Annotated in this window: 17 protein-coding genes; 9 read left to right on the forward strand and 8 right to left on the reverse strand. The window is 72.3% G+C overall.

From position 1 onward, the window contains the following. Positions 1 to 279: 279 nt before the first annotated feature. Positions 280 to 4,086 (reverse strand): GH92 family glycosyl hydrolase, encoded by a 3,807-nt coding sequence (locus PV342_RS01640; protein ID WP_500315628.1) that lies wholly within the window; start codon positions 4,084 to 4,086, stop codon positions 280 to 282. Positions 4,087 to 4,486: 400 nt separating this feature from the next. On the opposite strand from PV342_RS01640, the gene PV342_RS01645 reads away from it, so the two are divergent. Further along, a complete protein-coding gene (locus PV342_RS01645; RefSeq protein ID WP_500315629.1) occupies positions 4,487 to 5,638 on the forward strand; it encodes an SMI1/KNR4 family protein in 1,152 nt (383 codons plus the stop codon). A 158-nt stretch (positions 5,639 to 5,796) separates the two neighbouring features. Here the strand turns inward: PV342_RS01645 and PV342_RS01650 are convergent, their stop codons facing one another. Next, positions 5,797 to 7,833, reverse strand: a complete 2,037-nt coding sequence (locus tag PV342_RS01650; protein WP_500315630.1) for a S9 family peptidase — start codon at positions 7,831 to 7,833, stop codon at positions 5,797 to 5,799. 282 nt (positions 7,834 to 8,115) lie between these two features. Between PV342_RS01650 and PV342_RS01655 the strand changes: the two genes are divergently transcribed. The 3 genes from PV342_RS01655 (at position 8,116) to PV342_RS01665 (ending at position 12,187) form a co-directional block, all read left to right on the forward strand. Continuing rightward, complete coding sequence (locus tag PV342_RS01655) at positions 8,116 to 9,621, forward strand: esterase (RefSeq protein WP_500315631.1); 1,506 nt, start codon at positions 8,116 to 8,118, stop codon at positions 9,619 to 9,621. 150 nt (positions 9,622 to 9,771) lie between these two features. Further along, positions 9,772 to 10,656, forward strand: coding sequence for a hypothetical protein (locus PV342_RS01660; RefSeq protein WP_500315632.1), 885 nt, complete (start codon positions 9,772 to 9,774; stop codon positions 10,654 to 10,656). Between the two features lie 622 nt (positions 10,657 to 11,278). Then, a complete protein-coding gene (locus PV342_RS01665; protein WP_500315633.1) occupies positions 11,279 to 12,187 on the forward strand; it encodes a GNAT family N-acetyltransferase in 909 nt (302 codons plus the stop codon). 190 nt (positions 12,188 to 12,377) lie between these two features. On the opposite strand, the gene PV342_RS01670 is transcribed toward PV342_RS01665, so the two are convergent. The 3 genes from PV342_RS01670 to PV342_RS01680 form a co-directional block, all read right to left on the reverse strand. Next, positions 12,378 to 12,770 carry a hypothetical protein gene (locus PV342_RS01670; RefSeq protein ID WP_361013575.1) on the reverse strand — a complete coding sequence of 131 codons (393 nt, stop codon included), beginning with the start codon at positions 12,768 to 12,770 and terminating at the stop codon, positions 12,378 to 12,380. 199 nt (positions 12,771 to 12,969) lie between these two features. Continuing rightward, a complete protein-coding gene (locus tag PV342_RS01675; RefSeq protein ID WP_400796737.1) occupies positions 12,970 to 13,689 on the reverse strand; it encodes an FAD binding domain-containing protein in 720 nt (239 codons plus the stop codon). Positions 13,690 to 13,882: 193 nt separating this feature from the next. After that, a complete protein-coding gene (locus PV342_RS01680) occupies positions 13,883 to 14,704 on the reverse strand; it encodes a siderophore-interacting protein (RefSeq protein WP_500315634.1) in 822 nt (273 codons plus the stop codon). Positions 14,705 to 14,806: 102 nt separating this feature from the next. Here PV342_RS01680 and PV342_RS01685 point away from each other — a divergent pair, with 102 nt between their 5' ends. The 3 genes from PV342_RS01685 to PV342_RS01695 are packed head-to-tail and all read left to right on the forward strand — an operon-like array spanning position 14,807 to position 18,689. Further along, on the forward strand, positions 14,807 to 15,655 hold the full coding sequence (locus tag PV342_RS01685; RefSeq protein ID WP_500315681.1) for an ABC transporter ATP-binding protein: 849 nt from the start codon (positions 14,807 to 14,809) through the stop codon (positions 15,653 to 15,655). Then, a complete protein-coding gene (locus PV342_RS01690; protein ID WP_500315635.1) occupies positions 15,652 to 16,617 on the forward strand; it encodes an ABC transporter substrate-binding protein in 966 nt (321 codons plus the stop codon). The genes PV342_RS01685 and PV342_RS01690 overlap by 4 nt, the downstream gene beginning before the upstream one ends. Before the next feature lie 5 nt (positions 16,618 to 16,622). Beyond that, positions 16,623 to 18,689 carry an iron ABC transporter permease gene (locus PV342_RS01695; protein ID WP_500315636.1) on the forward strand — a complete coding sequence of 689 codons (2,067 nt, stop codon included), beginning with the start codon at positions 16,623 to 16,625 and terminating at the stop codon, positions 18,687 to 18,689. 182 nt (positions 18,690 to 18,871) lie between these two features. Here the strand turns inward: PV342_RS01695 and PV342_RS01700 are convergent, their stop codons facing one another. The 3 genes from PV342_RS01700 to PV342_RS01710 all read right to left on the reverse strand — a co-directional run bounded on the left by PV342_RS01700 (position 18,872) and on the right by PV342_RS01710 (position 21,504). Continuing rightward, positions 18,872 to 19,114: a GNAT family N-acetyltransferase gene (locus PV342_RS01700; RefSeq protein ID WP_500315682.1), complete on the reverse strand. Its 243-nt coding sequence runs from the start codon at positions 19,112 to 19,114 to the stop codon at positions 18,872 to 18,874. Between the two features lie 171 nt (positions 19,115 to 19,285). Beyond that, positions 19,286 to 19,951 (reverse strand): nitroreductase, encoded by a 666-nt coding sequence (locus PV342_RS01705; RefSeq protein WP_500315637.1) that lies wholly within the window; start codon positions 19,949 to 19,951, stop codon positions 19,286 to 19,288. A gap of 209 nt (positions 19,952 to 20,160) precedes the next feature. Beyond that, positions 20,161 to 21,504, reverse strand: coding sequence for a lysine N(6)-hydroxylase/L-ornithine N(5)-oxygenase family protein (locus PV342_RS01710; RefSeq protein WP_500315638.1), 1,344 nt, complete (start codon positions 21,502 to 21,504; stop codon positions 20,161 to 20,163). An 82-nt stretch (positions 21,505 to 21,586) separates the two neighbouring features. Here PV342_RS01710 and PV342_RS01715 point away from each other — a divergent pair, with 82 nt between their 5' ends. Then, on the forward strand, positions 21,587 to 22,534 hold the full coding sequence (locus tag PV342_RS01715; RefSeq protein WP_500315639.1) for a methionyl-tRNA formyltransferase: 948 nt from the start codon (positions 21,587 to 21,589) through the stop codon (positions 22,532 to 22,534). Then, complete coding sequence (gene argB / locus PV342_RS01720) at positions 22,531 to 23,391, forward strand: acetylglutamate kinase (RefSeq protein WP_400796719.1); 861 nt, start codon at positions 22,531 to 22,533, stop codon at positions 23,389 to 23,391. The genes PV342_RS01715 and argB overlap by 4 nt, the downstream gene beginning before the upstream one ends. Positions 23,392 to 23,547 lie beyond the last annotated feature (156 nt).

Raw genomic sequence — 23,547 nt, forward strand, 5'->3', positions numbered from 1 at the left:
GACTCACTCGTGCATGGCGGCGGGATTTCTTAACATTCGCGAAACCTGTTGGCGACGGTTCATGTGCTGAGTAATTCCGGATTCCCGATTGTTGTGCCGGATGGCGCAAAGGTGCGCGATGTCTGATGTGAATTCAGGGGAGGCCCCGCATTGCGGCGATCGACTGTTATGTGGGATGTGCTCGACTCCGTCGTCGCCGCCCCGGCCGCCGACCCGCGGGGAACGACGAGGGCGGGCGCGGAGTCCACTCCGCGCCCGCCCCTTCGCCATGGATGTGGATCAGCCGAGCAACTCCACCTCCGCCAGGGTCGACTCGGCGTCCAGGACCAGGCGGTACCGGGCGTAAGCGCCCGGTGCGGCGACCGAGAAGGCCCGGGTCTGGCGGTCCCAGGTGAAGGACTCACCGGAGCGCTTGTCGAGGGTCTTCCAGTGCCTGCCGTCCGAGGAGCCCTGCAGCGTCCAGCCGGTGGGCGCCTTGGCGCGGTCCGCCGACGAGGTCAGCGTGTACTGGACGGCCTTGGTGCGTCCCTCCACCGGAAGGTCCACGGTCGTGACCGCGGCGTCCGTCGCCGAGGTGTTGTCGAACAGCGCGCCGTCGCCCTTGATGACGTCCGCGCGGGGCGCGGGAGCCTTGTCGTCCTGGGTGATCGACACCGGCGCCGCGTTCTTGCCGGTGCCCCAGGACGAGGGCTTCGGGCCCATGTCGAACTCCAGCACGCCGCCCTTGGCGAGCAGCGAGTGCGGCAGCGAGGTGGACTTCCAGGAGCGGCCGTTGACCTTGAGCCCCTGCACGTACACGTTGCGCGTGCTGTTCTTCGGTGCCTTGACGACCAGGTCCTTGCCGTTCTCCAGGTGGACGGTCGCCTTGGTGAACAACGGGGAGCCGACGGCGTACTCGCCGCTGCCCATCACCAGCGGGTAGAAGCCGAGCGAGGAGAAGAGGAACCAGGCCGACTGCTCGCCGTTGTCCTCGTCGCCGTGGTAGCCCTGCCCGATGTCGCTGCCGGTGTAGAGGCGGGAGAGCACCTCGCGGACGTTCTTCTGCGTCTCCCAGGGGCGCCCGGCCGCGTCGTACATGTACGTCACGTGGTGGGCCACCTGGTTGGAGTGCCCGTACATGCCCATCCGCACGTCCCGCGCCTCCGTCATCTCGTGGATGACGCCCCCGTAGGAGCCCACGAACTCCGGCGAGGCGGTCTCCGGGGTGGCGAAGTACTCGTCGAGCTTCTTCGCCAGGCCGTCCCGGCCGCCGTACAGGTTGGCCAGACCGCGGCTGTCCTGCGGAGCGGTGAAGGCGTAGCCCCAGCCGTTGGTCTCGGTGTAGTCGTAACCCCACACCCGCGGGTCGTACTTCGCGGAGTCGACCCGCCAGTTCCCCTGGGTGTCACGCCCCTGGAAGAAGCCGGCCTTCGAGTCGAAGAGGTTGACGTAGTCCTGCGCGCGGTTGAGGAAGTACTCGGACTCCTCCTTGTAGCGCTTCTTGCCGGTCTTCGCGTAGAGGGTCTTGCCCATCTGGGCGATGCCGTAGTCGTTGAGGTACCCCTCCAGCGCCCACGACAGGCCCTCGTGGGTGTCGGTGCTCGTGTAGCCGAGGAAGGGCGAGGTGGCCATGCCCTTGCGGCCCACGCCCGACTGCGGCGGGACGACCGTCGCGTTCTTCACGGCCGCGTCGTACGCCGCCTCGGCGTCGAAGTCCACGCCCTTGACGTAGGCGTCGGCGAAGGCCACGTCCGAGGACGTGCCCGTCATCAGGTCCGCGTAGCCGGGCGACGACCAGCGCGAGGTCCAGCCGCCGTCCTTGTACTGCTGCACGAAGCCGTCGACCATCTCGCCGGCCTGGCTTGGCGTCAGGAACGAGTACGCGGGCCACGTGGTCCGGTAGGTGTCCCAGAAGCCGTTGTTGACGTAGACCTTGCCGTCCACGATCTTCGCCCCGGTGTGGGTCGGGGTGTCGGGGCCGGGCATCGCGGAGAACGGCGACGCGTACTGGTACTTCGAACCGACCTTCTCGAAGCCCGAGTTCGGGTACAGGTACAGCCGGTACAGGCTGGAGTAGAGCGTCGTCAGCTGGTCCGGCGTGGCGCCCTCCACCTCGACGCGGCCCAGCAGCTTGTCCCACTGCCTCTGCGCGCGCGACTTCACCGTCTCGAAGGAGGTGCCGTCCGGTATCTCCTGGCGCAGGTTGTCCTTCGCCTGGTCGATGCTGATCAGCGAGGTGGCCAGGCGCAGCGACACCGTGCGGTCCTCGCCCGCGTCGAAGCGCAGGTAGCCCTTCACGCCGCTCGACGTGCCCTCGGTGACGGGGGCGTCGAACTCGCCGTACAGGAACAGGCGGGTGGCGCCGGTGGACAGCCCGGACTTCACGTCGGAGTAGCCGGTGAAGGTGCCGGTGTCCTTGTCGAGCGTCAGGCCCGCCTGCTCGGTGACGTTGTCGAAGAGCACGCTCGCGTCGGCACCGGGGTAGGTGAAGCGCAGCACCGCCGCGTGGTCGGTCGGCGCCATCTCCGTCTTGAGGCCGTTCTCGAACTTCACCCCGTAGTAGTAGGGGCGGGCGGTCTCGTTCTCGTGCCGGAAGGGCAGCGCCCGGGCGCCGCGCGCCGTGTCCGGGGTGCCGGAGGCGGCGGACGGCATCACCTGGAAGGTCTGCCGGTCGCCCATCCAGGGGCTGGGCTCGTGGCTGGCGCTGAACGCCTGGATGGTGGGCAGGTTGTCCGAGTTGTTCGCCTTGGCGTAGTCGTACAGCCAGTTGAGGGTGCCCGCGTTGGTCACCGGCGTCCAGAAGTTGAAGCCGTGCGGGACGGCCGTCGCCGGGAAGTTGTTGCCGCGCGAGAAGCTGCCGCTGGAGTTGGTGCCGCGGGTCGTCAGCGCGTAGTCCGACTTGTGCGCCTTCGGCTTCTGCGGCGGCAGCGGCTTCAGCGCCACGTCGTCCAGCCAGCCGCGGAACTTCGCCGGGCCCTTGGGGGAGTCGTACGCCACCAGGATGCGGTCGACGGTCTTGCCGGCGGCGACCGATCCGATCCGCGAGGAGACGTCGTTCCACTGGTTCACGTAGAGGATCTTGGCCGCGCCCTGCCCCTGCGGGGTGAGGGCGAAGCCGTGCTGGTCGGTGGCGCCCAGGCGGCTGAGGTAGGTGCCGTCGGTGAAGACCAGGTCGACGGAGACGTTGGTGGCGTCGTAGTCGCGGTCGCCGTCCGCCATCGAGGGGTAGATCCGGTACGACAGCGCGGTGTCCCGGCGGACGGGCACGTCGACGTCGAAGACCTTGTTGTACGAGTACGCCCGGCCTTCGCCGGTGTGACGGCCCGCGTACCGCAGCGCCCGCGTACCGGTGAAGCCGGCGCCCGACTTCGCCGTCGGGGAGCCGCTCGGGCCGCGGTCGACGAGCGTGAGCATGTCCTGCGGCACGGGGTCGCCGCTGCTGCCCGTCGACAGCTGCAGGTCGGCGAGCTGCGTGATGCCCGAGGCGCCGTTGTTCCTGGTGATGTCGATCCGGAAGTGCTGGTACTCGGCGGGCTCGGCGAGGTCGTACGACTTCGTCTGGAACCGCTCGGGGAAGGACTCGCCGGAGCGGGTGTCCAGGGTCTTCCAGTCCTTGCCGTCGGTGGAACCCTGCAGGGTCCAGTCCCGCGGGTCGCGTTCCGCGGCGTCGTTGGCGGACGTCAGCGCGTAGTTGACCACCTTCGCGGGGCCGTCGAGGTCGAACTCCACCCAGCCGGTGGGCTGGAAGACCAGCCACTTGGTCCCCGGCTCGGCGTCGACGAGGTTCTCCTTGACCTCGCCCGAGTCCGCGTACTCGCCGTTGGCGCGGATGTCGGTGACGTGGTCGTTGAGGTTGCCGGGAATGCCGGTGCTGTAGCCACCGTCCACCCCCGAGGCCCGCTTGGACCCGTCCGCCGCGGTGTCCACCGTGTTGCGCCAGTCGACCGCCGGATCATCCGACTCGAACGACGACGCGAAGGTGTCGACGTGCGGCTTGGTTTCGGGAACGGCGACCGCCGCTTGCTGCGTGGCCGCGGCCAGAGCGAAGGCGGTCGCCAACACGACCGCCGAGGAACTCCATCTGTGCCGGGCAGCTCTCTGCTGCATATGCGCGAGCACCCCTTCTGCGCCTAGACAACGTTGTCAAGTTCGCTTTGCAAGGGCTAGTAGGGGGTCAAGGCACCGGTGGTGTCAAGGGTGTTGGTGTGACTTTCGGACCGGCTGGGTTCGGTTGTCCGGTCATGTCCCGGCCCCTCGGCAGACGACGGGCCTCGGCGCGGCCCGGACGGGACGCCGTCCAGGGACGGGAGCCGGCCTCCCGAGAGGGCGCCGTCCGATCCGGCGCGCTCGTTGTGACTTACCGTTTCGCCCGGCGCTTGAGCCTTCGAGTCGGCGAGCCGAGCGGGAGACCTGGTGGGCACGGCACCGAACGGGGCCGGCGGGTCGCCCGCTACCGTGGCCGGCAGGCGGCGCTCAAGCTGTCAGTGTCCGTCTCTAGGCTCAGCTCATGAGAAGAGACCCGGTCCGGGAGTCGTGGGACCGCATCGACGAGTGGCTGCGCGAGAACGCGCCTCGCACCTTCGCCACGCTTGGGCCGCCCGCGGAACATGAGGAGATAGCAGCAGCGGAGGAGGAACTCGGCGTCACCTTCCCTCCTGATCTGGTCGCGTCACTGCTCCGGCACAACGGGGCTCTGGACGGCGCGGAGGCTTTCCAGTTCAGCACGCATGACCGGCTGCTCTCCGTGAGCGAGATCGTCGGGGACACCAGGTTCATGCGCGCCATCGCCGAGGGCCTGGACGAGGAGGAGGCCGAGTACTACTGGCTCGACACCTACCTGAAGTTCGGTTCCTACGGGGTGACGGCCGACGGTCTCACGATCGACTGCCGCCGGGGGCAGGACTCCTACGGTGCGATCGGACGCTTCTTCGATGAGACCGGCACCGACTTCGGACGGGCCGACTCGCTGGGCGCGTATCTCGCAGAGCTTGCCGACCGGCTTGAAAGCGGCCGGGACGGGGGTGCTGTCACGTTCAACGGCCGACTGCTCTGGGAGCGGGCCGGGCCCCTCGGACCGGACTGGGGCAGCGCCGACGACCCCCTTCCCCGACGGGACGAGCAACTGCCGGAGCTGGACCTGTCCTGCAGGCCCACCGATGTTCTGCATGTCGTCCACCTCGACGGGCTTGAGGAACTCGGTGCGCTGCTCGCGATCCTGCCTCGTGAACAGGTGGCCATGGCAGCGCGGAAGCAACTGCGCAGAGTGGCTGTGGAAACGGGCCTGAACAAGTACCCGGAGGTCAGGTCGGTCCTGGACGCGCTGGACCGGGGCGAAGCCCCACCAAGCCCGGAACAGGCCAACCCGCTGGGCCTGCGACTTCGCACGGTGATCGCGCAGGCGAACACCCGGCGGGACGCTCCTCGTAGGTGGGCTGCGGAGAAGATGGTGCACGGGATCTGGGGCTCGCCCTACAGGTCCGTTTGCGAGAGCGCGAGCATCCGCGGCCACTTCACTGTCGACTGGCGTACGGATCTGCACGAGGACCTGGGCAGTACGCCACTGCCATCGATCCCTGATGACCGCTTCTGGGGGACCCTGCGCAATCCCGCCATCGACTCCACGTGGCATGCGGCTCAATACGCCCAAGACCAGGGCTGACCCCGGGGCTCCGGTTCCACCTGAGCGGTCCATTCGGCCGGCCCCGCCTCAAGGACCGGACCGGCGCCCGGCACGCCGGATGACCGTGGACGCGCCGGACGCCGCCGCCGGGGCCCGGACCGGACCGGCCCCGGCGGGGCGGGTGGGATCGGGCGGCGTCAGACCAGGTCCGGGCGCTGCCACTCCTCGCCCAGGACGTGGTGCGCCAGGAAGCCCAGCACCGTGGCGTACCACAGGCGGACGTTGTTGGGCTTGACGATCCAGTGGCCCTCGTCCGGGAAGTACAGGAACTTCGCCGGGACCCCGAACCGCGCCAGGTCGTTCCAGAGCGCCAGGCCCTCGCCGATCGGCACCCGGTAGTCCTTGTCGCCGTGGATCACCAGCATCGGCGTGGTGATCTGCGCGGCCCGCAGGTGCGGCGACTCGCGCTCGTACCGCTCGGTGGTGACCAGCGGGTCGCCCTGCCGCCGCATCCAGTAGGCCGGGAAGTCGGTGACCTGCGCGAAGCTGTACATGTTCCACAGGCTCGCGTGGGTGACGATCGCCTTGAAGCGGTCGGTGCGCGTGGCGATCCAGTTGGCCATGTAACCGCCGTACGACCCGCCCATCATCGCGGTGCGCCCGCCGTCCAGGTCGTCCCGCAGCAGCGCGGCGTCGGTGAGCGCCATGACGTCGTCGTACGGCGCGCCGCCCCAGTGCGCCCAGCCGCGCTCGTGCATGTGCTGCCCGTAGCCGGTGGACAGTGCCGGGTCCGGCAGCAGCACCGCGTAGCCCGCGGCTGCCGCCACCCACGGGTTCCAGCGCCAGTGCCAGGCGTTCCAGCTGGTCTGCGGGCCGCCGTGCACCCACAGCAGCAGCGGGGCCGGGGTGTCGGCGCCGGCGCCCTCCGGCAGCACCAGCCAGGCCCGCAGCGCCGTCCCGTCGTCGGCGGTGGCGTGCACCTCGGTGAGGCCGCCCGGCAGGGCCGTGTCCTGCCCGGGGCAGGGGAGCGCAGCGGGCTGCTGCCCGGCGGTCGCGGCGTCCAGGCGCACGGGCAGCGGGGGGCTGTCGACCGCGGAGCGCAGCGCGTACACGGTGCCGCCGTCCGGGGCGACCACCACGTCCGAGTACGTACCGGAGGCGGTGAGCGCGAGCAGTTCACCGCTGCCGGTGGAGAGCCGGAAGACCGGGCCGTGGCCGCCCTCGTCGGCGGTGAAGTACACCACCGGGGCGCCGTCCCCACCGGGGACCGGGGAGACGACCGGCGCGCCCGGCCACTGGCCGAAACCGGGCAGCAGGTCGCGCCCGGCGTCCCGGTCGTCCGTGGCGCTCGCGAGCCACAGCGTGACGTCACCGGGGGCGTCCCAGGTGACCCGCTGCCGGCGGGCGCACACCAGGTCCCGGCCGTCCGGGGTGAACGCCGGGGCGCCGAACTCCGCGTCGGGGGACTCCAGCATCCGCAGCGGCTTGCCCGTCTCGGCGTCCGCGACGACGACCACGGAGCGGAGTTCGTCGGGGAGGGTGCCCACCGCCGTCGCGTACGCGACCAGCGAGCCGTCGGGGGAGAGCGCGACGCCCTCGGCGAAGGCGGCGCGGCGCGCGCCGCAGTCCGTGGCGGCGGGGTCCTGCGCGGTGGCGTCCGCGACGGTGAACGCGTGCGGGACGCCGGGGCCCAGGTCGTGGTCCCAGTGCCGCACCGGCACCGACTCGTGCAGGATCGCCGAGACCTTGGCCTTCCGGCGGGCCTCGCGCAGCCGCTGGTCCTGCTCGGCGTCCGTCGCGCCCGGCAGCAGGGAGGCCCCGAGGGCGATCCGGGAGGAGTCGGCGGCCGTCGCGTACTCGTCGATGCCGCCGGCCCTGGCGAGCAGTTGTGCCGCCTCGCCGCCGCCCGCCGGCAGGCTCCACAGCGCCGCCTCCTGCCGGTCCTCCTCGCCCTCGCCGGGGTCGGCGGCCGGACGTGAGGACAGGAACAGCAGGGTGCCGTCGGGCAGGAACCGGGGTGCGGACTCGCCGCGCCCGGAGCGGGTGAGCCGCCGGGCCGGGCGCTCCCCGGCCGGGTCCACCTCCCACAGGGCGCCGATGAACCGGGTGCGGTCGGCGGAGAGCTCCTGAACCGCCGTCACCAGACGGGTTCCGTCGGGTGACAGCGCGAGCGAGGAGACGCGGGGCAGCGCGAGGAACGCCGCCAGGTCGTGGAACGCAGTGGATTCGGGCATGAGGATCATCCTGAATCCCGAGGGCGGCCCCGCACCAGTGGCCCCGGCGGCAAATCGCGGTCAAAGACGCAGGCAGGGCCCGCCCGGCGGTCCCGCGCGCCACGGGCCGACGGCCCGGGCCCGGAAAGCGGTCCCCACGGCCGCTACAACCCTCCGCGAACACCAGGTGTCTTGTGGGTGACGGAACACCGGGCGTTGCCGGCCGGAAGGCATCCGGCCGCGGTTGACGACGCGGCCGCGGAGGACGGCGAGGGCAACCCAGGAGACCAAGGAGGTTCTTCTGTGCGTCACATCAAGAGCGCGGCCCTCATGGCCGCGGCACTCCTCACCCTCGGCGGCGGTGCCCTGCTCACGGCACCCGCCGCACAGGCGGAGGTGCCGTTCCCGTCGATCGGGTGGCAGCAGCGCAACTGCGACTTCGACGGCAACGGCCACGACGATGTGCTGATCGGCGCCCCCGGCGCCACCGTGTCCGGGGCCAAGGGCGCCGGATACGTCACCGTGCAGTACAGCGGGCCGGGCGGGCTCAGCACCACCAAGCGGTCCGTCCTCAGCCAGAGCACCTCGGGCGTCGCGGGCGCCGCGGAGGCCGGCGACGGCTTCGGACGGGCCGTCGCCACCGGAGACCTGGACAACGACGGCTACGACGACGCGATCGTCGGCATCCCCGGCGAGGACTTCGGCGCGCTCTCCGACGCCGGCGGCGCGGTCGTCTTCTGGGGCTCCCCGACCGGACTGCACGGCGGCGACAGCTTCTGGCTGGAGGACCCCGACCAGCCGCGGGCCGGCGCGAACTTCGGGCGTGCCCTCGAAGCCGCACGCTACTTCGCCCCGGATCCCTCGGACCCCGACGCCAACCTGCGCGACAGCATCGCCGTCTTGGAGAACGACTCCCTGCTGTTCTTCACCGCGGAGCCGGGAGCGGCCGCCGCACCGCGGCTGCGGCAGGCGGACCGGGGAGTGCGCGCCCTCGAACGCACGGCACAGGACACCGGCCTCGCCCTGCGGAGCCTCAGCCACGGCAACTACAACGAGGACCCCTGGGCCGACCTGGCGATCTCCGGGGTGACCACGGGCGACCACCCCGGGGTCGGCGTCACCCAGGTGCTGCACGGAGCTCCCGGCATCGACGACCTCGCGGACGGCGGTACCTTCGAGGGCGGGCCCGCGGTCGTCTCCAGCGACTTCAACCAGGACGGACAGGACGACCTGGCCATCGGCGACACGGGCACCGGCTCCGCGCTCGGCGGATCCGTCTCCGTCTACCTCGGCAGGGGCGACCTCTCGGGCCTGAACCCGACCCCGGCGCAGACGTGGACCCAGGACTCGGCGGGCGTTCCCGGTGTCGCCGAGGCCGGCGACCGCTGGGGCGCCGAGTTGTCCTCCGGCGACACCAACGGCGACGGCCACCCCGACCTCGCCATCGGCGCCCCTGGTGAGGACATCGGCTCCGTCGCCGACGCCGGCGCGGTCTGGACCCTGCGCGGCGCACGGGGCGGCCTCACCGCGACGGGAGCGCGCAGCTTCGACCAGAACACCGCCGGCATCCCGGGCGCGGCGGAGGCCGCCGACCGCTGGGGCGGCCAGATACGGCTGATCGACGCCGACAAGGACGGCCGTTTCGGCCTCATCGCGGCGGCCCCGGGCGAGAACACGAACGACGGATTCGTCTGGGTCGTCCCCGCGTCGTCCTCCGGCCTGGTCGCCAAGGGCACGTGGACGTACAACGGCGCGACCCTCGGCGCGCCGACGGCCGACGCGCAGTTCGGCGCGGCGATCGACGAGTAGGCGAACACGGCGGGCGGCGTGTGGCGCCGCACCCGGGAGGACCGGGTGCGGCGCCACACGCCCGCACGGACGCCGTCGGGCACGCGCTGCCGGAGGACGCGGCGGTCCCGTCGGCCCGCGGGTGCCGCGCCGGCGGCTACCATCACGCGCATGCCGATACCCGAGGGGAGCGGTCGCGCCGAGCGGGCGGAGCCCGGCCGGTGGCGCGTCACCGTGGTGGACCGTCACAGTGCGGTGGGGCGGCCGCCGTACCTGTCGCGGCCCGACGGACGGCCGCTGGCGCGGCGCGACGACCTGCGCATCCACGGGGCGACCGGGGAGGTCAGCTGCGTCGACGTCTCGGGACGGACGCGCTGGACCCATGCCTTCGACGGACGCCCCAACGCCGCCCACGTCTCCGGGGGCAGGGTGCTGGTCACCACGGACTCCCTCGAGTACACGCCGTGGGGGTTCCTCGGCCCGGCCCTCCTGCTCGACCTGGCGGACGGCACCCTGGTCGCCGAACTGCGCGGGGAGCGCGGCGCCGCGCTGCGCGGCGGTCGCTTCCTGCTCGGCCTGGAGGGCTACGACTTCTTCGACACCTGGCAGCACGACCGCGACGGAGCCACCGTGGACTCGTGGCGCACCTACGGCCACTACGTGGTCGGCACCGGCGTCCGTGTCGTCGAGGCCGACCGGAGGCATCCCACCGAAAGCCGCGTGGTGCGCCTGCTGCCGGGCGGTGTGATCGAGCGCGGCCCACGGCTCACGGACTCGGTGGCGCCGCGGCCGGTGGTGCTGGAGGACGGCACGATCCTGGTGCTCGACGCCGGGGTGCTCCGGGCCGTCGACCGCAGCCTGGCCGGCACCGTCCTCGCCGAACTGCTGCCGGTCGCCGCCGACAACACGTCCGGCCTCATCAGCGAGTTGCGCCTCGACGGCGGGCGTCTCACCGCGGTCATCGGCGAACCCGGGCCGGGCCGGCCCACCACGTACACCGTGCACACCTGGACCCTCGCCCTCCACCGGCGTGACGCGCCCACGAGGCGCACCTGACCGACCGCGCGCGCCACCCGATCTCCGCCGTTTCGACGGCGAAGGTCGGAGTGCCGGCGCCCGGACGGAAAGCGGTCCGCCGTCGGTCACGGACGACGACCGGTACTTCTCCGGGGACGCGCGGCCAGTTCAGGCGGGATTCACCTCGCCGGTGATCTCCCGGAGAGTGGAAGGCAGTGGGGGGACACAACTGATGTCCAGGTTCCGGGGGTCGTCGTTTTTGCTGCCACGATGACTGGAGCCCCCGTCCATCCGATGAGCGCGCTATGAAAGGCGGCCGTCCGATCCCGGACGGCCGCCTTTTCCTCTCCGGACCACCGACCGCGGTGCCGACGGCTGCGCCGTGGCGGGGAGTGGCCTCGTCAGCGGGCGGGGTGAGGCCGCCGGAGGCGAACCGCGCGCGTCTCGACCGAGTGCGCCGTGCCTTCGGCCGAACCGCCGTTCGGCGGCGGGCCGTCGGGGACCGTCGCAGGCGATTCGATCGGCTGTTACGCTGCGTTCGCGCCCTCGATCGCGACAGGAGGTGGGAACCGTGAGCCAGCCGACTCTCATGTGCTCCCACCCCGTTCCGAGGGCGCCGAGGATCTGAACGGGAGCGCGTCACCACCCGGAAGGACCTCGCGTGACCGATCTGGTCATCCGCCCCCTCGCCGCAGGCGAGGAAGCACTCTTCGAATCCCTGCCCGATCCCGGCCTCGTCGGTTTCGCCGCCTTCGGCGACACCTACGGCGGGATGGCCGCCGCCGGTGAGTACCGCCCAGAGTGGACCTGGGTGGCCCTGCGCGACGGCGTCGTCGTCGCTCGCGCCGCGTGGTGGGCCGGGCCGCAGGACGACAAGCCGCTCGCCCTGGACTGGTTCGACTTCACCGACGCCGGTGCGGCCGTGGAACTGCTCCGCACCTCACCGCTGCGCGCCGAGTACTCCCTCAAACTCCCGCCCGGCTGGCGTGACGTCCCCGCGGTCCGCGAGCACGCCCGGGCCCGGATCGACGCGGCCGTCGCCGCGGGGCTGTCCCCGCTCGTCGAGCGCTTCCGCTACCGCTGGACGCCGGAATGCGGCGTGCCCGCGCGTCCGGGCCGGCTCGAGTTCCGCCCCGAGCCGGACGACGCGGAGATCCTCGACGTCTTCCGCCGCATTCACCAGGGCAGTCTCGACGCCCATGTGCGCCGTACCGTCGCCCGGTCCGGGCTGGAGGCGGCCGCGCGGGAAGAGCTGGACTATCTGCGCTGGTTGCCGAGCCCGCGCGAGTGGTGGCGTCTGGCCTACGACGGTGCCGGGGACCTCGTCGGCCTGAGCGTCCCCGGCCGCCACTACGGGGATCCCCTCATCGGCTACATCGGCGTCGTGCCCGAGTACCGCGGCCACGGATACGCCTACGACCTGCTTGTCGAGGCCACGCACAAGCTCGCCGGCGAGGGCGTGGACCGCATCGTGGCGGGGACGGACCAGGCCAACACCCCGATGGCAGCCCACTTCGCCAGGGCCGGCTACCCGATCGCCCAGGAGCGTATCGACCTGGTCTGGCCCTGACCCCGCCCGCCGGCAGGCGGGGTGCGGGACCCGGGCGCACGACCGGGTTCCGCACCCGGCATTCGCGCGCCGCCGAGGCCCGGCGCGTCCGGCACCGGAAGGCGGTCGTGGCGGCCGTGGGCGCGATGGCCGGGCGCCTTTTGCCGCCAGCCGGCGGCTGACCCCGCCTGCCCGCCTCACCCGCCGGCGGTCAGAGCTCCGCCTCGCAGGCCTCCAGCCTGCCGAGCAGGCTCGCCAGGGCGCCGTTCCACCGCGGGGTCCCCCGCTGTTCCGCGAGGAGGGCGCGCAGCGCACGGACCTCCTCGGCGGCGAAGGACTCGTGACCGGGGTTGTACTCGAACTGCAGGAACGCGACCTGCAGCTCGAAGTACCGGGAGGGGTCCGCGTCGTGGAGCCAGCGGTTCAGCGCCAGCGCCGCGGCGCACTCCGCGCGGGCGCACCGGAGGCCGACCGACGGCTCCACGACGAACTCGACCGTGGTGACGCCGTCGGGTGTGATGAGGCACATCCGCGCCGGGTCCGCCCCGTTCCGGACCATGCCCAACGCGGCGCCGCGCCGCGGGTCTTCCGGCGTGTCATCCATCTGCTCTCTCGTCTCTTCCGATCCGGTGGGGGACGGGCGGGCCCCGCGCCGGTCACCGGCGCGGGCCCTCGCACACATCAACAACCGGGAAGGCCCGGACATACCCGATGTGACGCAAGAGATCTCGCGGATTCCTCGCGGATTGCTCGCGGAGTCCCCGCGGGGACTCCGCCCGGACCGCGAGGGCCGCCGGGCGGGCTCAGGCGCCGGGGAGCCGTCCGGCGAGTCCGGTGACCTGCCGGCCCACCACTTCCCACGCCTCGGGGTGGAGCGTGGCGAGGTCCGTCTCCCGCAGTGCGTGCAGGGCCGCTTCGGTGTCGCCGTCGAACGGCGCGCTCGCGCGGAGCACTTCGTGGCCGTCGCGGACGGCGACCCGCAGGAGGCGTCCGTCGTCCGCGGTGTGCACGGCGGTGGCGACGACGAGGGGCGGGGGCCCGCCCGCCTCACCGGGCAGCTTGTCGTAGGCGCTGACCAGCGGCTCCCGCCAGCGGATGCCGAGCAGGAGGTGCTGCTTGGCCACGGCCTCGGCCAGATCGGTCTCATGGGTCCGGTCCGGCTCCAGGGTGATCGCGCGGGAGTCGAGGACGAGGGCGGCGGGCAGCAGGCAGCGCAGGGTGCTGCCGACGAGGTTGCCGCCGACGGTGGCCGTCCGCCGCACGGCGCCGGTGCCCACACCGGCGGCCGCCCGCCGCAGCACCTCGGGAACCCGTTCGTCGATCCGGTTCAGCACCACCGCCGCGCCCAGCGCCTCGCGTTCGATCGCGTTGGCCTCCGGAAGGTTGCGCAGCGACATGGCCCGCTCGGGGAACCCGTCGCGCTGCCAGGTGGCCCAGACGAGCGTCGCGCCGCCGACGGGCACCGCCCCCTGGGCCATGAACTCCTGTGCTTCGGGTACGGACGTGGGCAGATGCAGCAGCACGGGAGTCGACCCGCCTTCCGGGAGCCGGCGACCGGACGCGAACGTCCAGGTCGCATGATCGCTGGCGCTAGGCATTCTCCCCGTCCACGCGGGAGCGCGTACAGGGCTCAACCGTTCCCCTTGTGCGCCCTCCGTGCGCGAAGTGCCTCCCGCGCGCGGGTCCGGGGCGACGCGGGCTGCCCCGTGGCGGCGGTCAGGCCTCCGCGTGGCGTGCCTCGTGCCGCCAGAAGCCGGAGAAGGTGATGCGGTCCTTGGGGAGGCCGGCGCGGTGCAGGTGCCGGCGGCCCTTGGTGGCGAGGCTCTGCTCGCCGACGACGAAGGCGTACCCGGTGGCGTCCGACGGGGTGTGCCCCCGCAGTTCGGCCAGTGCGACGGAGCCGGGGACGGCGTGGGGGTCTTCGCGTACGACCCAGGTGACGGCGATCCCGGCGGGGGCGTCGAGGTCGCGCCGGTCGTCGGGGGTGGGGACCTCCTGGATCAGGCGGCCCACCGTGTCGCGGGGGAGGGAGCGCAGGATGCCCGTGGCGGCGGGCATCCCGCTCTCGTCGGCCACGACGAGGACCTCGGAGGCGTCCTCCGGGCAGTCGAACATGACGCCCTGGTCGAGGAGCGCCAGCGCGTCCCCGGCCCGGGCGCCGCAGGCCCATATCGCGGCACGGCCTTCGAGTCCACCGTCCGGTGCGCGGTGCACGACGAACTCGATGTCCATTTCGGCCGTTTCCGGACGGAACGCGGCGACGGTGTAGTTGGAGTAGTGGGGACGCTCGGCCGCGGGGATGGCGAGGTAGGGCTGCCACCACCGGGCGCCGGAGAACTCGGGCAGCCGCAGGGCGTCCTGGTGGGGGAGTTGCATGAAGAGGCGGAACCAGTGGTCGTAGCCCATCCACGGGAAGTCGGCGAGGTCGGCGCCCGTCACGGTCACACGGTGCAGGGAGGGGGTGACCCGCTCGGTCCTGACGACCTCGGCGCGGAACATCCGGGGGTTCTGCGGCATGAGCCGCGGGGTCATCGCCATAAAGGAAGGTTAGCCTAAGTTTATCGGAGTGAAAGGGGGGTGGTTCGGGCAATGGTTAGGTTAGGCTAACCTTCGTTTGTGAGTTCCACGGAAGAGACTGTCATGGCCTCCGGCGTGCGCGGTCACCGGCTGACGGCGTACGAGGTGACCGTGTCGTACGACGGGGTCGACGTCGTCCACGACGCGGCGATCACCCTCCGGCCCGGTGAGGTGACCGCCCTCGTGGGCCCCAACGGCAGCGGCAAGTCGACGCTCCTGCGCACGGTGGCACGCCTGCAGCGTGCCCGCCGCGGCACGTTGACGATCGACGCGCACGACGGGACCGCCGCCGACGGGCTCGCCCTGACGGCGCGTGAGTTCTCCCGACAGGTGGCCCTGCTGACGCAGGGACGCCCCACGCCGAGCGGGCTGACGGTACGTGACGTCGTGGAGTTCGGCCGCTACCCCCACCGGGGCCGCTGGGGCCGCCCCGACCCGGACGGGCCGGCCGCGGTGGACCGCGCGCTGTCCATGACCGGTGTCGCCGACCTCGCCGCCCGCGGCGCGGAGCACCTTTCGGGCGGCCAGCTCCAGCGCGTCTGGCTCGCGAGCTGCCTCGCCCAGGAGACGGGGGTGCTCCTCCTCGACGAGCCCACGACCTACCTCGACCTGCGCTACCAGGTCGAACTGCTCGACCTGATCCGGGACCTGGCCGACGGCCACGGCATCGCCGTCGGCGTCGTCCTGCACGACCTGGACCAGGCGGCCGCCGTGGCCGACCGGATCGCCCTGCTGCGGGCGGGCCGGATCGTCGCCGACGGCCGCCCCGAGGACGTGCTCACACCGCAACGCCTCACCGACGCCTACGGGATACGGGTCGACGTCGACACCGATCCCCTGACCGGCCTGCTGCGCACCCGCGCCGTCGGCCGCCACCACGCACGCAACGAAAGGCCCGTCACCACCCCATGAGACGCTCCATCGTCATCACCGCCGCTGCCGCCGCACTCGCCCTCGCGGGCTGCGGCACGACCGAGCCGGCCGCGGACAGCGCCGCCAAGGACACCAAGGGCATCACGCTCACCGACGCGAGCGGGGCGAAGGTCACCCTCGACGGGCCGGCGAAGAAGGTCGTCGGCACGGAGTGGAACGTCGTCGAGTCCCTCGTGACGCTCGGGGTGGACCCGGTCGGTGTCGCCGACGTCAAGGGCTACACCACCTGGGACACGGCCGTCCCGCTGAAGAACCGGCCCAAGGACATCGGCACCCGCGGCGAGCCCAGCATGGACACCATCGCCTCGCTCTCCCCGGATCTGATCGTCGCCACCACCGACCTGCCGGACGCCGCGGTCAAGCAGCTGAGGAAGATCGCCCCGGTCCTCGAGGTCCGCTCCGCCGACGCGGCCGACCCGGTCGGGCAGATGAAGGAGAACCTCGACCTCATCGCCGAGGCGACCGGCACCACCGCCGAGGCCGACGAGGCGAGGAAGGCCTACGACACCAAGGTCGCCGAGGGGAGGAAGGCCCTCGCCGACGCGGGCCTGGCCGGCACGCGGATCGCGTTCGCCGACGGATACGTCGCCTCCAACCAGGTCTCCGTCCGCCCCTACACCGCCGGTTCCCTGATCGGCGGCGTCAACACGGCGCTCGGCCTGGAGAACGCCTGGAAGATCGAGGGCGACAAGGACTACGGCCTGGCCGCCACCGACGTCGAGGGCCTCACGGGCCTCGGCGACGTGGAGTTCGCCTACATCGGCAGCGACAGCGAGGGCGACGTCTTCGCCGACGACCTCGCCGAGAACTCCGTCTGGACGTCGCTGCCCTTCGTCGAGAAGGACAAGGTGCACCGGCTGCCCGACGGCATCTGGATGTTCGGCGGCCCGCAGTCGATGGAGGCGTATGTCGACGCCCTCGTCGGCGCCCTGACGAAGTAGCGCTCGTGGCCGTCACCGCAACGACCCCCGCCGCCCGTTCGCACGCGGCCGGCTCCCGGACGGGAGCGGCCGCGGTGACGGCCGCGCTCGTGCTCCTGGTCGCCGCCCTCGCGGTCGTCGACATCACTCAGGGCACCGCCGCCGTCGGCCCCGCCGAGGTCTGGAAGGCCCTCACCGGCCGGGCCGCCTCCGGCGACGCGTCCGTCGTGGTCGCCTCCCGCCTGCCCCGCATGACCGCCGGCCTGCTGGTCGGCCCCGCCCTCGGCATCGCCGGGGCGGCGCTGCAGGCGGTGAGCCGCAACGTGCTCGCCGCGCCCGACACGCTGGCCGTCAACGCCGGTTCGTACCTGGCCCTGGGCGTCCTCATGGTCACCGGGACGTCCCTGCCGTTGCTCGCCTCCTCCGGCGTGGCCTTCGCGGGCGCACTCGCCACCGCCGCCGTCGTCCTGTCGCTGTCCGGGCTGGGCGCCGGGACCGTGCGCCTGGTTCTGGCGGGCAGCACGCTCACCCTCGGCCTGACCTCCCTCACCGAGGGGCTGATCCTGCTCTTCCCGCAGCAGACCAACGGCCTCTACCAGTGGAGCCAGGGCAGCATCAGCCAGAACGGCTTCGACGGCGTCGTGCAGATGGCCCCCGTCGCCGTGGCCGGCGCCGCCGGACTGCTACTGGTGGCCCGCCGCGTCGACGCCCTGGCACTCGGCGACGACGCCGCCCGCGGCCTCGGCGTCCCCGTCCGCGGCACCCGGATCACCGTCGTCGTGTTCGCGTCGCTGCTGTCCGCCGCGGCGGTGACCCTCGCCGGGCCCCTCGGCTTCGTCGGCCTGTGCGCGCCCGCCCTCGTACGGCCGCTGGCCCGGCGCTTCCGCACGCTGGTGCGCACCCGCTCCGCACTGCCCGTCATGGGCCTGACCGGCGCGGTCCTGGTGCTCGGCGCGGACGTCCTGCTGCGCGCCGTGGTACCGGCGCAGACCGCCGTCGCGGTCCCCACCGGGGTCGTCACGAGCCTGGTCGGCGCGGTGTTCCTGGTCGTGATGGCGCTGCGGGCCCAGGACTCCGCGGGGGTGGGAGCCCCGGACCGGATGCGCATCCCCGGCCGCGCGGCGTTCCTGGTGACCATGGTTCTCCTCGTCGCCGTACTGGTCGGGCTGACCGTCGCCGGAGTCCTGCTGGGCGACACCAAGCTGCTCCTGGGCGACGTCGCCAACTGGACGCAGGGCAGGGCCGGTCAGGCCGTCTCCTTCGTCCTCGACACCCGCGTGCCGAGGGTGCTCGCCGCACTCCTGGCGGGGGCGGCGCTCGCCCTGTCCGGCACGCTGGTGCAGGCCGTCACCCGCAATCCCCTCGCGGAGCCCGGCATCCTCGGCGTCTCCGGCGGCGCCGCGCTCGGCGCGGTGCTGCTCGTCACGACGGTCCCGGTCGCCGGCGCGTGGAGCGTGGCGGCGGCCGCGTTCGCGGGCGCCGCGGTGACCGCGGTGCTCGTGTTCGGGCTCTCGGCGCGGGGCGGCTTCCAGCAGACCCGGCTCGTCCTCGTCGGCGTCGGCGTGTCCGCGGCCACGACGGCGCTGATCAGCCTGCTGATCGTTCTCACCGACCCGTTCAACGCGACGAAGGCGCTCACCTGGCTGTCCGGCTCCACCTACGGACGGACCGTGCCCGACGCGCTGCCCGTGGCGGCCGCCCTCGTGCTGGGTCTCGCCGTCGCGGTCGCACGGCGCACCGAACTCGACCTGCTGTCGGTCGACGACGACACCCCGGCCCTGCTCGGACTGCGCCGCGGCCCGGCCCGGCTCGGCTTCCTGGTGACGAGCGTGCTGCTCACCGCGACGGCCGTGGCCGCGGCCGGCACGATCGGCTTCGTCGGGCTCGTCGCCCCGCACGCCGCCCGGGCCCTGGTGGGCCGCCGGCACGTCCGTGTCGTACCGGTCGCGGTGCTCCTGGGCGCCTCGCTGGTCTGCGCGGCGGACCTCCTCGGACGTACCGTCATCGCCCCGGCCCAGATCGGCGCGGGCCTGATGACCGCCGTCATTGGCGCGCCGTACTTCCTGCACCTGCTGCTGCGTACGCGGCGTTAGGTGTACCGCCCGGTGAGGACAGGGCGGCCCGCCGCCGCCGCACGAGTCGCGTACGGTCGAGCGGGAGGCCCCAAGTCCTGCTCCGCGGCGATCAACGGGTGTGGCTCTTCTGTGGGAGCTGTCGAAGCTGGGAACTCACCTGCAGAAGAGCAAACGAAGCCGGCCAAGCACCGGCCCGGGCGTCAGGTCCTCGGCAGTCCGCCCACCCACCAGCCGTGCGGCTTGCCGTCGTTGGCGATGCCGCGATTGCGCAGTGTCCCTTCGACGGTGAAGCCGAGTTTCTCGGCGACGGCACGCGAGCCGGTGTTCCCGGCCATGGCCCACCACTCGATGCGGTGGACGTCGAGGGTGGTCCAGCCCCACTCGCACAGGGCTTCTTCACCGGCTCCGGGACGGAGACGGGGCGGCGCGGGTGCGGTGAGCAGAGCGCCTCGGCGACCACGGCCCGGGGCGCCCGGTGGCTGACGGCCAGGACCTGCGGGCCCGCCTCCGGGCGCAGCCGGAAGCCGCGGCGGATCCGTTCGAGGACCCGCTCCCGCGTTCTGCTGCGAGGGTGGCGCAGGGGATCCGCCCCGTGGGTTTCGACCGCCCGGCGGTCACACTCCGATGAAGCTCACTGTTTCCGTAAGGTCCGCCCGCCCGGTGCGCACCCGTGGCACGCCTTCCTTCTCGAATCCCACCGAGACACCGCAGAACAGTACGAGCCCGCCGTCGGCCCCGACCGTCTGACGGACGGTCTCGCGGTACATCGTCCACATCACCTGGGGGCAGCTGTGCAACCCTTCCGCCCTCAGCAGCAGCATGACCGTCTGCAGGTACATCCCGGCGTCTCCCCACTGTCCGGGCCCCATCGTCCGATCGACGTAGCAGAACAGTACGACCGGCGCCCCGAACGCGTCCGAGTTCAAGGCGGCGATCCTCCTGGGCCTTTCGGGGTCGTCGCGCTCGATACCCAGTGCCGTGTGGCGCTGGGCGGCCGCGGCGGAGAAGCGTTCCAGAAACGGCGAGGTCAGTTCGGCCGGGTACATCGGATACTCCCGCTCATCACCCGGGTCTCCCGCCCATGCCCTGGCCGTCGCGCGCCCCTTCAGTTCGGCCAGGGGCTCGCCGGCCACGACGTAGACCCGCCACGGCTGGAGGTTCCCGCTGGACGGAGCCCGCGCCGCCGCAGTCAGCACTCGTTCGAGTGTCTCCCTGGAAACCGGCTCCTCGCTGAAGGCCCGAACGGCCCGGCGGCTGTTTACGGCTTCGTACACATCCACGTCGTCCCGTCCTCCCGCTCACGCGTCCCGGGTGCACTCGCCGCCGTCCACGGTGCTTGGAGCACGTCCGACGCGGCGCGGTCTGCCGCCCGACGGTACAGGGCTCGGTCAACGCCCGTCCTCGCGGCCGAGCGTGGCCGCGAAGCCGTGGCAGGAGTCTTCGCAAGGACTGGATGGCCGCCGGTCGTCCGGCGGCCATCAAACACGGTTCAGGGGCGGGCCGCGGCCGTCGCGGCCGGCTCGTCCTGACGGGCGGCGAGCGAGGCGACGATCTCACCGGCCCGGACGGCGGTGGTGGACAGCAGAGTGGAGGTCAGCCCGTGCGTGTGCTCGGTGCCGCCCTGCACATAGATGCCCGCCCGCACCTCGGGGGCGACCGCGACGCGGTGGTCGCGGCCGACGCGGAGTGCGTCGCCGTCGTCGCGCAGGCAGATCTTGGCGGACTCCCCGAGGAGGGTGCCGACGTCCTGCGAGCGGTAGCCGGTCGCGTGCACGAGGACGTCCGCCTCCAGGACGTGCCGCTCGCCGGTCGGCAGGAACTCCACCGTCACGTCGAGGCCGTCGTCCGTGGCGCTCACGTCCCGGATGCGGGAGACGTTGAGGAAGCGCAGCCGTTCCCGGCCCTGCACCTTCTCGCGGTACGAGGTGGCGTACAGGGCCTCGATGAGCTCCATGTCGACCACCGAGTAGTTGGTGCTGCGGTGGTAGTCGAAGAGGGACTGCTTCACCTCGGACGGGGAGCCGAAGTAGAGGTCCACCGCCTCGGGGTCGAAGATCCGGTTGGCGAAGGGGCTGTCGTCGGCGGGCGTGTAGCCGTACTTGGCGAACACCGCGCAGATCTCCGCGTCGGGGAAGGCGCGGTGCAGGAAGTCGACGGCCTCGGCCGCGCTCTGCCCGGCGCCCAGGACGACGGCGCGGCGCACCGGGGCGCCCGTCGCGGTCAGTTCGGCGACCCCGGGCAGCAGCCGGCTGTTGTGCCACACGCGGTCCGACAGCTCGGTGCCCGGCGGCAGATGCGGCTCGAGCCCGACGGCCACGCTGATGTTGCGGGCCCGGTGGGTGAGCGTGCGCGTGGGGTCCTCGGGGTCCCGGCACGTCACGTCGAGGTGGTCGACCTCTCCGTCGGCGCCGCGGACGGGTGCGACCGACAACACCTCCGAGGAGTAGTCGACGACGGGGGCGACGCGTGCGGCGGCCCACTCGAAGTAGTCGTGGAACTCGACGCGGAGCGGGAAGAGGGTCTTCTGGTTCAGGAAGTCGACCAGCCGGCCCTGCTCGCGCAGGTAGCACAGGAAGCTGAAGTCGCTGGTCGGATTGCGCATGGTGACCAGGTCCTTGAGGAACGACACCTGCATCGTCGCGTCGTCGATGAGCATGCCGCGGTGCCATCCGAAACGTGGTTGCCGTTCCAGGAAGCGGGCGTTGATCCGCCGGGAGTCGGGGACTTGTGCGTTGTGCTCCTCGATGGCTATCGCCAGAGCCAGATTTGACGGCCCGAACCCGATTCCCAGGACGTCGTGGATGGTGTCCGGCTCACTGAGCGGTGCTGTCACCGTTGCATCGCCTCCCTATGCGCCCCACATACTAGATAAGGTAAGCCTAACCTTGCAATAATCACTGAAGGGGAGGCCGCCCATGCGGGTCGTCATGTTCGGTTATCAGACCTGGGGACACCGGACGCTGCAGGCCCTGCTGGAGTCGGATCACGAGGTCGTCCTCGTCGTGACCCACCCCAGGAGTGAGCACGTCTACGAGAAGATCTGGGACGACTCGGTGGCGGAACTCGCCGAGAAGCACGGGGTCCCCGTGCTGCTGCGCAACCGTCCGGACGACGCCGAACTGCTGGAGACCATCAAGGCCGCGGCACCCGACATCATCGTCGCCAACAACTGGCGCACCTGGCTGCGGCCGGAGATCTTCGACCTCCCGCCGCACGGCACCCTCAACGTGCACGACTCCCTGCTCCCCGCCTACGCGGGCTTCTCCCCGATCATCTGGGCACTCGTCAACGGAGAGGAGCGGGTCGGCGTCACCGCCCACCGCATGGACGGCGAACTGGACGCGGGCGACATCCTGCTGCAGCGCTCGGTGCCCGTCGGCCCCGACGACACCGCGACCGACCTCTTCCACCGCACCTGCGACCTGATCGCGCCCCTCGTACACGAGTCGCTGGACCGGATCGCCTCCGGCCGCGCCGAGTGGACGCCGCAGGACCGCACCCGCGCCAGCTTCTTCCACAAGCGCTCGGTCGAGGACAGCCGCATCGACTGGACCTGGCCCGCCGAGGACCTGGAACGGCTGGTACGGGCGCAGTCCGACCCCTACCCCAACGCCTTCACCTACCACCGCGGCGAGCGCATCAGGATCGTCTCCGCCGCCGTCTCGCAGGCCCGCTACGGCGGCACCCCCGGCCGCATCTTCATCCGCGAGGGCGACGGCGTCGTCATCGTCGCCGGCGCGGACGCGCGCGGCGGCCACCGCAAGGGGCTGCTGGTGCGCACCGTCCGCACGGACGACGGCACCGAATACGCGGCCTGCGACTGGTTCCGCACCATGGGCGGCTACCTGACGACCCGTCCGTGACGACCGCACTGGCCGCCCCCGGGCCGCTGCCCGCCCTGCGCGCGCTCGGGGGCCGCACCGTCGTGGTGAAGGTGGGCGGCAACGCCATGGGCGACGGCTCCCTGCTGCGCACCTTCGCGCAGGACGTCGTCCGCATCCGGGAGGCCGGGGTGCGGGTCGCGGTGGTGCACGGCGGCGGCCCGCAGATCAGCGCCCAGCTCGACCTGGTGGGCATCGAGGCCCGCTTCGTGGGCGGGCTGCGGGTCACCACCCCCGAGGTCCTGGATGTCGCGCGGATGGTGCTGGCCGGCAAGGTCCAGCGGGACCTCGTCGGGCTGCTCAACGAGCACGGCCCGTACGCCGTGGGCCTCACCGGCGAGGACGCGCACACGCTGACCGCGGTGCGCCGCTACGCCGAAGTCGACGGCGAGATCGTCGACATCGGCCTCGTCGGCGAGGTGACTGAGGTCAACACAGCCGCCGTGGACGTGCTGCTGGAGCACGGCCACATCCCCGTCGTCTCCTCGCTGGGCCGGGGCACGGACGGCCAGATCTACAACGTCAACGCGGACGCGGCGGCCGGGGCCCTGGCCGCCGCGCTCGACGCCGAGGCGCTGGTCGTCCTCACCGACGTGCCCGGGCTGTACGCCGACTGGCCACGCCGGGAGCGGGTCCTGGACCGGCTCACCGCCGCCGAACTGGAGGCGATGTTCCCGGTGCTGGGCGGTGGCATGGTGCCGAAGATGGAGAGCTGCCTGCGGGCGGTGCGGGCGGGAGTCCGCAGCGCCCGCGTACTCGACGGCCGTGCCCCGCACGCGCTGCTGCGCGCGCTGACGGCGGGGCCGGGCGGCGCAGGTACGACCATCCTTCCCGGCTAGGCCGCGCAGGTTCGCCGGGGTGGTGGCCGGGCCGCGGCTGCGCGTGCCCGTCCGCCCCGGCGGACGTTCCGGAACAGGTGCGCCGGCCCCTGTCAGCCAGTAGCCCTCGTCTCCCGGCCCGGGCGGGATGCGGCCCCCGTCGGCGGCGAGCCGGGG

The sequence above is a fragment of the Streptomyces sp. PA03-3a genome (genome assembly GCF_033792735.1).
Lineage (GTDB): Bacteria > Actinomycetota > Actinomycetes > Streptomycetales > Streptomycetaceae > Actinacidiphila.

Bases quoted from the DNA above. Each gene is read 5' to 3' on its own strand.
- PV342_RS01715 (WP_500315639.1), top strand. From the start codon at position 21,587: ATGCGGGTCGTCATGTTCGGTTATCAGACCTGGGGACACCGGACGCTG.
- PV342_RS01645 (WP_500315629.1), top strand. From the start codon at position 4,487: ATGAGAAGAGACCCGGTCCGGGAGTCGTGGGACCGCATCGACGAGTGG.
- PV342_RS01650 (WP_500315630.1), bottom strand. From the start codon at position 7,833: ATGCCCGAATCCACTGCGTTCCACGACCTGGCGGCGTTCCTCGCGCTG.
- PV342_RS01660 (WP_500315632.1), top strand. From the start codon at position 9,772: ATGCCGATACCCGAGGGGAGCGGTCGCGCCGAGCGGGCGGAGCCCGGC.
- PV342_RS01640 (WP_500315628.1), bottom strand. From the start codon at position 4,086: ATGCAGCAGAGAGCTGCCCGGCACAGATGGAGTTCCTCGGCGGTCGTG.
- PV342_RS01690 (WP_500315635.1), top strand. From the start codon at position 15,652: ATGAGACGCTCCATCGTCATCACCGCCGCTGCCGCCGCACTCGCCCTC.
- PV342_RS01680 (WP_500315634.1), bottom strand. From the start codon at position 14,704: ATGGCGATGACCCCGCGGCTCATGCCGCAGAACCCCCGGATGTTCCGC.
- PV342_RS01670 (WP_361013575.1), bottom strand. From the start codon at position 12,770: ATGGATGACACGCCGGAAGACCCGCGGCGCGGCGCCGCGTTGGGCATG.
- PV342_RS01685 (WP_500315681.1), top strand. From the start codon at position 14,807: ATGGCCTCCGGCGTGCGCGGTCACCGGCTGACGGCGTACGAGGTGACC.